The organism is Psychrobacter sp. TB15, assembly GCF_000511655.1.
GTDB classification, from domain to species: Bacteria; Pseudomonadota; Gammaproteobacteria; order Pseudomonadales; family Moraxellaceae; genus Psychrobacter; species Psychrobacter submarinus.
Window position 1 is genome coordinate 18,513 of the sequence record NZ_AYXN01000021.1, and the last position, 9,784, is coordinate 28,296.

At 42.9% G+C, this 9,784-nt stretch carries 6 protein-coding genes; 2 read left to right on the forward strand and 4 right to left on the reverse strand.

Annotation, left to right across the window (positions count from 1 at the left end):
* Positions 1-5 precede the first annotated feature (5 nt).
* Positions 6-1,613: a mechanosensitive ion channel family protein gene (locus W234_RS0104705; protein ID WP_025645233.1), complete on the forward strand. Its 1,608-nt coding sequence runs from the start codon at positions 6-8 to the stop codon at positions 1,611-1,613.
* A 99-nt stretch (positions 1,614-1,712) separates the two neighbouring features.
* Positions 1,713-1,988: a hypothetical protein gene (locus tag W234_RS0104710; RefSeq protein ID WP_156923952.1), complete on the forward strand. Its 276-nt coding sequence runs from the start codon at positions 1,713-1,715 to the stop codon at positions 1,986-1,988.
* A 227-nt stretch (positions 1,989-2,215) separates the two neighbouring features.
* Here W234_RS0104710 and rnr read toward each other — a convergent pair whose 3' ends face one another.
* The 4 genes from rnr to thrS all read right to left on the reverse strand — a co-directional run bounded on the left by rnr (position 2,216) and on the right by thrS (position 8,610).
* Positions 2,216-4,492, reverse strand: a complete 2,277-nt coding sequence (rnr, locus tag W234_RS0104715; RefSeq protein ID WP_025645236.1) for a ribonuclease R — start codon at positions 4,490-4,492, stop codon at positions 2,216-2,218.
* A gap of 190 nt (positions 4,493-4,682) precedes the next feature.
* Complete coding sequence (locus W234_RS0104720; protein WP_025645238.1) at positions 4,683-5,918, reverse strand: toxic anion resistance protein; 1,236 nt, start codon at positions 5,916-5,918, stop codon at positions 4,683-4,685.
* Between the two features lie 230 nt (positions 5,919-6,148).
* Positions 6,149-6,676 carry a translation initiation factor IF-3 gene (infC, locus tag W234_RS0104725; protein WP_298979423.1) on the reverse strand — a complete coding sequence of 176 codons (528 nt, stop codon included), beginning with the start codon at positions 6,674-6,676 and terminating at the stop codon, positions 6,149-6,151.
* Positions 6,676-8,610 (reverse strand): threonine--tRNA ligase, encoded by a 1,935-nt coding sequence (thrS, locus tag W234_RS0104730; protein ID WP_025645242.1) that lies wholly within the window; start codon positions 8,608-8,610, stop codon positions 6,676-6,678. The genes infC and thrS overlap by 1 nt, the downstream gene beginning before the upstream one ends.
* Positions 8,611-9,784 lie beyond the last annotated feature (1,174 nt).

Sequence of the window (9,784 nt, forward strand, 5' to 3'; positions counted from 1 at the left end):
TAGTTATGATCATAGAGTATAAGCATTTATTAGCAAATAAGCTCAAAGGTGGTGTACATCTTCTACTTTTAGTATGCGTTATAGTATTTGGCGTCTCAGCCTATGCTGCCGAAGCTGAGCTGGCTGAAGTGGCGACAGCGCTGGGCGTCAATAGTGAGGCCGAAGCAAGTGAATCTGGCGATAGTAGCACGGCGGATGCGCAACCTAAGCCACCGGTCATTATGGGCGAGAGTACCAATAACGCTGAGATTGAGACTAAACCTACCCCCAAAAAAGATAATGACATTCGTCAGCGTATCCAAGGGATATTTTCTGAGATTGATGGTCTGCAAGCGGTTAGTATCAGCGTGACTCAAGGAGTAGTGACGCTCACAGGCGAGACCGCCAATGAAAAAAAAGCCCAACAAGCGATTAACCTAACCAATCGTATCACTGATGTCGTCACCGTTGAAGATAAGATAGAGCGTACGCTTGATGTACAGGACAATGTCAGCACCGTCTATCAAGGCCTAAAAAACCAATTTAGAAACCTAATCAAAGCCTTACCGCTACTGTTAGTGGGTATTGTTATTTTCGCCATTGTTGCTTGGTTTGGCAGCTTTTTGTCTAATCGCAAAAGTATGTGGCAGCGCGTCACCCCCAATCCTTTTGTGGCAGAGCTGCTTGCGCAGACCATAAAGGTGATTTTTATTATTTTTGGTCTGATATTAGCGCTGAGCTTAATCGGTGCTGAGACGATTTTAGGTACATTGCTTGGCGGGGCAGGGGTGATTGGTATTGCCGTGGGTTTTGCGGTTAAGGACACTATTGAGAATTATATTGCCTCCTTGATGCTTAGTATTCGCCAACCTTTTCGCGCGCGCGATCAGGTGGTTATCAATGACTTAGAAGGTATCGTCGTGCGCCTGACTTCAAGGGCGACGATTCTGATGACTTTAGATGGTAATCAGCTACGTATCCCTAACGCCGAAGTGTTTAAGGGGGTGATTCTTAACTACACCAAAAACCCCGAACGGCGCTTTACCTTTGAGCTTGGCGTGGATGCCAATGACGATCCACTAGCAGCAATAAAGGTTGGTTTAGATGCTATTCATACTTTAGAGTTTGTACTGGATGAACCAAAAGCCATTGCGGTTATTAATAATGTTGGCGATTCTAATATCATTCTAGAGTTCCAGGTCTGGGTCAATCAGTCCGAAACTGATTTTGCCAAGGCTCGCAGTATCGCCATTCGCGAGACAAAACACGCGCTTGAAAACGAAGGCTTTAGCTTACCTGAACCCATTTATCGCCTGCGCTTCAACGATAAAGTAGAAAAAGCGCTAGAGATGGGACAAGGAGAAAAAGCGGATGACAGTGCAAATAAGTCAGATATGAGCATTACTCCGGTTAACCCAGAGTCTGTCGAAGACGTTGAGCTTAGCGACGTAATAGAAGATGATGAGGAGAAAAAGCGCGCAAAAGCCCGTGCTAAATATATCCTGCAAGGCCGTAATGCAGACGAGGTGCTCGACGCAAGACCAGATGCCAAGCTAATGGAAAAAGTTGAGCAAGAGATTGCTGAAAATTCAGATGAAACGGACTTATTAAATAGTAATAGTCCGCAAGAATAGCTAAGCAATATGGCAGTAGCATTTAGCAAGCACAGCTTGTAGATGCAGCCGCTGTTAAATAAAGTTGAGAGTGAAAAAATATTATTTGAGGGAATACCTATGCAAAAAAAACACCTAATTGCCTTAACCCTTGCTACTATTTTGATGTTGTTTGGCTACAATATTGTCAGCAGTTACTTCTATGAAAAGAACAGAGCTGCGCTCATAGATACTGATTCCGAGGTAGTTAAAAATGGTGATGAGGAGAATGACAGTAACTCAGCACAGCCACTAGGCGAAAAACCCAAAGCCATCATTGATAATGCTACTGCTCAAATAGAGCAAGTTCAAGACGTTGAACAGCAGCGTTTAGAACAGATGAATAGCGCTCAGTAAGGCAATCTGTGCTCTATACTATGTATAGTGAACTCTAAATAAAAGAGTGTGCTTATAATACCTGCTACTGGTATAACCTTTACTGGCATGCTGTTATCGCTCGATGCGCCATCACGTTTTTTGTCTTATTGTGAATTAATGATAGCTAGAAACTAGAGACAAATAAAAAGGCTAACTTCGAGTTAGCCTTTTTATTTGTCTCTAAATTTATCAATTACCAAAGCTGCTTAGCTTTTCTTGCTATTACCTTTGCTTTTACTACTGCTACGACCATTGGTCTTTTTGACCGGACTCTTTTTGGAAGAGTCTTTCTTCGTTTGGTTCATCTGACTTGATTTTAATTTTTCTAACAGATCAAAATCAATTTGCAATAAGTCCATATTGACGCCAGCGACTTTGACTTTTACCGAGTCGCCCAAACCAAATACCGTACCTTTGTCCTTACCAATCAGCTGTTGTTGCTGCTCGTCATAGACAAAAAAGTCATCACCAACATTAGAGATGTGCACTAGACCATCAATAAACAAATCAGACAAAGTCACAAACAGACCAAAGTTTGTGACACTCGTGACTACACCTTCGAAGTCTTCACCGACATGATCTTTCATGTAGTGACACTTGAGCCACGACTCGACATAGCGTGAAGCTCTTTCCGCACGGCGCTCAGTATCTGAAGTTTGCGTGCCTGCTCCCTCCAAAGAAAAGTCCATAACCGGCTGCTGAGTCTTAGTAACTTTTGCTTTGATCGCGCGATGCAACATCAAATCAGGATAGCGACGGATCGGCGAGGTAAAATGGCTGTATTCATCGTACGCTAAGCCGAAGTGACCGATATTATCAGGCGCATAATTGGCCTGCATCATCGAGCGTAGTAGCATGCTATGAATGCTAATCGCATCAGGACGGTCTTTGGTTGCTTCAATCAGGCGCTGATAATCGGCCTGCGTCGGGCTCTCTTCTGGGAAGGGCAAACCGAAGTTTTTGGCGTATTCATGGATACGCATCGACTTTTCTTGATCTGGTTTATCATGATTACGGTACAGTACCGGCAGATCATGCTTGAGCGCAAAGTTTGCCGCGCAAGTATTCGCCAGCAGCATACACTCTTCGATTAGTTTATGAGCATCGCCGCGCGTACGCGGTACAATCGCTTTAATACCGCCTTCTTCATTGAACTTGATATAAGTCTCAACGGTCTCAAACTCCATAGCATGACGCTCTTCACGCTTTTTGAGCAGTAGATCATAGAGCTGATGCAAGGTATCGACAGATTTTTTGACCGCTTTATTACCTGTGAGCGACTTAGGAATACTGTCATCCTTTGGATCAGCAAAGTAGTCATTGACTTGGTTATAGGTCAGACGTGCTTGTGAGTTCATCACCGCCGGATAAAACTCATAACCGGTGACATTGCCAGCACGTGAGACTTTGATATCGGCGACCATACATAAGCGGTCGACATTAGGGTTCAATGAACATAAACCGTTTGAGAGTACCTCAGGCAACATCGGAATCACTCGGTGCGGGAAATACACCGATGTTCCACGCTCATAGGCCTCAACATCGAGCGGTGAGTTCGGCGTTACATAGTGACTAACATCAGCGATAGCGACTAGTACCCGGTAGTTACCGCCAGAGCGCTTCTCAGCGAACACGGCATCATCAAAGTCGCGTGCATCTTCACCATCGATAGTTACTAAAGGCAGACCACGCAGGTCAGTCCGACCTTTAGTGTCTTTTTCGGTGGGTTCTTTATAGTCATTGGCTTGCTTAAGCGTGGCTTCGCTGAACTCATGTGGAATATCATAATTGAGTAAAGTGGTCTCAATAATCAGCTCGCGATCGTTATCGTCATTGAGCACTTCAGTGATCTTGCCAGTCGCAAACTCATGCTGGTTTGGCCAATCAATGATATCGACTTTGACCGGATCGCCTTGTTTGACATTCAAAGCATCGACGTGGTCATCTGCCAAGGTAATAGGTTGATGACTGTTAGGGCTACCCAATTCTACGCAGTAACCTTCTTCATCTTTGGCAAGTGTTCCGATGAACTGATTTTGTTGACGCGAGGTGATATCGATAATACGGCCTTCAGTACGTCCGCGATTGTCCGTAGAAGTACCTATAGCCTCAACAGAATCGCCATTGAACACCCAACGCATCTGTTTTTCATGCAAGAAAAGATCTGGCATATCATTGAGCACCACAAAACCAAAGCCTTTTGGATGCGCTGAAACTGTACCGCTGACAATATCGTGCTGAGTCACTGGACGATAACGATAAGGTCGACCTTCACGATTGACTTGTCCATCACGCGCCATCGCTTTTAGACGATTACCTAGCGCATCGAACTGGTCAGGATCTTCGATACCGAAGATTTTAGCTAATGCTTTGTGCGTAACATCGCTATTATCACTAATCGTGCTCAGAATCAGCTCACGACTGGGAATAGGATTGTCATAGCGTTGTGCCTCACTTGAGGCGTTTGGATCATTCCAACTCATAAATTACCGTATCTATTTTTAAAATTATTAATAGGGGCTATCTTAACACGAACCAGTAGACAATATCTTACGTCAATTGTTTGTGTTAAGTGTGATAGCTATAGGGATACGCTCAGTTAATGAGCGTATCAGAAGTTTTTGACAGTAGAGACAGCTTGTAGAGATGAGCAGTTGCTTAAATAGTGCATTTTTAGATATCGATACCAGACTTATCTGCTATCTGTTTACTATCAAGCTCTTTTGACACTTCTAATACTGTCGTCTGATTCGATTTATCGAGGTATTTCTGCGCTTTGTCGACTTCACTGGTCAAAGTATTGACCGTCTGCTTCATGTTTTCAAGCGCTTCAACTTTATAATTACTAATCATATCCATCGTCTCATAGACATTATTGAAGGCGTTTTGTAATTTATCAAGCTCAATGGTGCTACTAGTGGCTTGCTCATGGATCTCACCAGACTGACGTTTGAGCATCTCTGAGGTCGACTCAATCAAGCTACTAGTCGTTTTATTAAGTGCGGTGATTTGATCGAGTACCAGTTTTTGATTGGTCATCGCCTGTGCTACTACGACGGCGGTGCGTAGTGCTGATACTGTCGTCGTCGTCGCGCGGTCCACGCCTTTGATCAGCTCCAAGTTATTTTTGCGAATGGTATCAAGCGCTAGATATCCTTGGACGTTAACCGCGAGTTGGGTTAAAAAGTCTGTGTTTTTTTGACGCACATAAAACAGCATCTCTTCTTTAATAATACGTGCTTTTTCAGGATCAGTCGCTTCTATAGCGTGAATCTTTTGTTCTAACTGCTCATCGATCTTTTTGCCGACATAGATGTACTGACGAATCGATTGCATCAGCTCCCACATATTGACTTTTTCTTGCTCAATCGTGGCATTGTCTTTGAGTAGCTCGTCTTTACCATTATAAAGGCTTGTGACGACGGCGTTAATATGCGACTGCGCGGACTCATATTGACGAAAGTAGTCTTGGACTTTATTACCAAATGGAATGAGGCCAAACAGCTTACGCGAGCTGGTCAATTGCTTTTTGCTTGGGTCTAAATCCTCCACAATGCCGCGCAGCTCCGTCAAGGATTTAGCAATGGGTGAGCTGTCAAATAAGCCATCGTTGAGACTTTTTGCAGGCAAGTCTAGCATGCGATTGGAGACTTGCGCGGACTCACGAATCTCTTTGGAGCCTAGGTTATGAATAGATTGCACGTTTTGCTGAAATTCAGGACTATTAGCAGAGTTAGTAAGCACATGATCAACAAAAGCATCGACCTTGGCATCCAGCTCTGGGATCTGGCTTTTATCGAGCTTGACCATTTGATCCGCTTCGCTGGTATCAACTGATTTGACTGGTTCAGGCGGTGTCAGAGAAATACTAGGAGTGGACGAGTTTTCAGGTGGCGTTAGTTCTTGCATAAAAAGTCCTATAATGGCTAAAGTGAATAATGCTTCTCAAATTTATAATAAAGTTATTGTAGTTATGATTTATCTTACACTTAAGGGCTCAGGTTTGCTTATCATTTCGGTTATAGTTTGATAAAAAAGGTTGCCAAAATAGGCTCTTAAAGCAAAAAACCACCAATACACGTACGCATATTGATGGTCAAAAAATACAAAGACGTTATAAAATGAGGGGCGCTATCGGCTTATTTTTTTCTAGTGGGGCCTAGTAGCATACCCATCTGTCGACCTTCCATCTTTGGCGGCTGCTCGACATTAGAGATCTCAGCGGTATCTTCGATGATGCGCTCAAGCTGTGCACGTCCAAGCTCTTGGTGTGCCATCTCACGACCACGGAAGCGAATGCTGACTTTAACTTTATCCTGATCTTCCAAGAAGCTGACGATTTTACGCAGTTTGACCTGATAATCAGCCTCTTCAGTACTCGGACGCAGTTTCATCTCTTTTAATTGAGTCTGCTTTTGGTTCTTCTTCGCCTCTTTTGCCTTTTGCTTTTGATCATAGAGGTAGTGCTTGTAATCCATGATCTTACACACGGGCGGTTTGGCATCTGGAACCAATTCGACTAAGTCTAAATTATCTTCACGTGCCGCATTTAGGGCAGTTTCGATATCAACGACACCCATCTGCTCGCCATCTTCTTTGACTAGACGGACTTCTTTGACGTTAATATCTTCATTAATATTTAAACGGTTGGACTGTTTAATAGGTATTACTCCTCATCTGTTTTTGGGGTCTGTCGGCCTTTTTTGCTGACAGCGGTCTGTACTAATGCTATAAAATCATCAACACTCATCACGCCGAGGTTCTCACCTTCACGTGTTCGGACATTGACACTGCCCGATTCAACTTCTTTATCCCCTAATACTAGCATATAGGGAATACGTTCTAATGTTTTCTCTCGTATCTTAAAACCAATCTTTTCGTTACGCAAGTCACTGACAGCACGAATACCTGCGTTTTTGAGCTCTTTTACCACATTTTCGCAAGCATCTGCTTGTTTATCGGTGATATTCATCACAGCTACTTGCTGCGGGGCAAGCCATACCGGCATCCAACCGGCGTAGTTTTCGATCAAAATACCGATAAAGCGCTCAAAGGAGCCAAGAATGGCACGGTGTAGCATAATAGGGGTTTCGCGCTCGTTTTGCTCATTGACAAATTCTGCATCAAGGCGCTCTGGCATATTCGGATCGACCTGAATGGTACCGCATTGCCAAACGCGACCTAAACTGTCTTTGAGACTAAACTCAATCTTAGGGCCATAAAACGCACCTTCACCCGGTAGATATTCCCAATCGAGACCTGAACTATCAAGCGCATCTGCCAGTGCTTTTTCGGCAAAGTCCCAAGACTCGTCACTACCAACGCGCTTCTCTGGTCGGGTGGAGAGCTTCATAATGATATTATCAAAGCCAAAGTCTTCATATACTGCCAAAGTTAGCTTAATAAACTCTGCGACTTCCTCTTGGATTTGTGCTTGTGTACAGAAAATATGCGCATCATCTTGAGTGAAGCCGCGTACTCGCATCAAACCGTGCAAGGAGCCTGATGGCTCATTACGGTGGCAAGAGCCAAACTCTGCCATACGCAGTGGCAGCTCACGATAAGACTTTAATCCTTGATTGAATACTTGCACGTGGCAAGGGCAGTTCATAGGTTTAACCGCATAATCACGGTTTTCGCTCGAAGTGGTGAACATATTGGTGGCATAGTTGCCCCAATGTCCCGAACGCTCCCACAAGCTACGATCAACGATTTGCGGGGTTTTAATTTCTTCATAGCCATTATCGTACTGTACCTTGCGCATATACTGCTCAAGGACTTGATAAATGGTCCAGCCATTAGCATGCCAAAACACCATACCCGGCGCTTGCTCTTGCATATGAAACAAATCAAGCGCTTTACCGATCTTGCGATGATCGCGCTTTTCTGCCTCTTCGATACGCTGGATATAAGCTTTTAAATCTTTTTTATCTGCCCACGCTGTACCATAGATACGCTGCAGTTGCTCGTTCTTGGCATCACCGCGCCAATACGCACCAGACATTTTAGTGAGTTTAAACACTTTCAAAAACCGTGTGTTTGGCACATGCGGCCCACGGCACATATCGACGTACTCTTGATGATGGTACAGACCAAAAGCCTCTTCGCCCGGCATATCGTTGATTAATTTAAGCTTATAGTCCTCACCGCGCTCTTCAAATATCTTGATCACTTCATCGCGTGGGGTTATCTTCTTTATGACGTCATAGTCCTGCTTTATCAACTGCATCATGCGTTTTTCTATCGCTTCCATATGCTCAGGCGTAAAAGGCGTCTCGCTATAGATGTCATAATAAAAGCCATCTTCGATCACAGGGCCAATAACCATCTTCACATCAGGGTAGAGCTGCTTGACCGCATGACCGAGCAGATGCGCGCAGGAGTGACGAATAATATCGACACCATCAGCATCTCTTGGGGTAACGATTTCAACCGCTGCGTCTTGGGTAATAGGGTCGGAGGCATCTACCAGATGACCATCTACGCGTCCAGCAACGGTCGCCTTGGCAAGTCCTGCGCCAATACTTTGCGCCACTTCCATAACCGTGGTGTTGCCTTCAAACTCTTTTACGCTACCATCGGGTAAAGTAATCGCTACCATAATCTATTCACCTTTTTGGGTCCTTTAGCAGTGATGATTGCAACCATCAATCATATGACCGTCAGACCGCATTAATTGTATTCACAAGTTGTGAGATATCGTTGTTGTATATTGGATAGGCACTACTCAATACGCTTATTATTTAGCTTCCTATATAGGTATAACTATTACAAAGCTCAATAGTAAGAAGACATTTATCAATAAGTGTTGCAAACTAGACTTTAAATACGGTTAAAGGCTAAAGTAAGCGTGCCATGCCATAAAGCGCTTACTATAGCAAAAACCAGCTATAAACACTAGATAGTAAGGGGTAGCGCCCTAAATTGTGCCTTATAACTATAGATTAAAACCAGCCATCTATAACCGGTAATATATAAGGTTGAGAGTCAATTACTTATCTATATAGGAATGACATAACAAAGTCTTCATAACCTTAGCTTTAACTATCAGGGTAAATAACACCGATGGCAGCCAATCGCGCAAACAACAGTACTAATAAAAAAGGTTAAGAGTACAAAATAAGTATTTTCACTTTAAGTTATTGATAATTATACATATACCTATAACAGTTCGAACCAAGCCAAAATAAACCCAAATTTAAGCTTGACGGCCAAACTAAACTGCGTATAATACGCCCCTATCGGAACGAGGAGCGGCACTGATACTTAGCAAGTTAAGCGATTAACGGTTAGGTTAGCAGCTAGCAAGTTTGATAAGAAGTTCAAATCTTTTAAGATAAAAACTTCAAATTAAATAAAAATACTTCTTGACTTCCAAAACAAACCGTCTATAATACGCACCTCATTAAGGGATAGGGCGAGATACAGACTAAATAATTTAGTTGAATCAAGGTCTTAACTTACTGAAACAAATTATAAAAAAGCTTGACAAACATAATTAACATGATATGATAGTCAGCTCGCTAATAACAATAAGCACATTGCTTAGTTATTAGTTATATAACTCTTTAACTGGACGACAGTAAAGAGACACTATTTAAAATCAGAACTAAAGAACAACTTGTGTGGATTTTTGCTGAGATAAGAATGCTAAAAATAAAGTTGGTTTGAACTTCTTTTCGGAGTTTATTCTAACTATAAAAATTATCATTTAATCAGCAGAAAAACTCAAAGTTAATTCATTACGAACATAATTTTAAGCAAATGCTAGATTA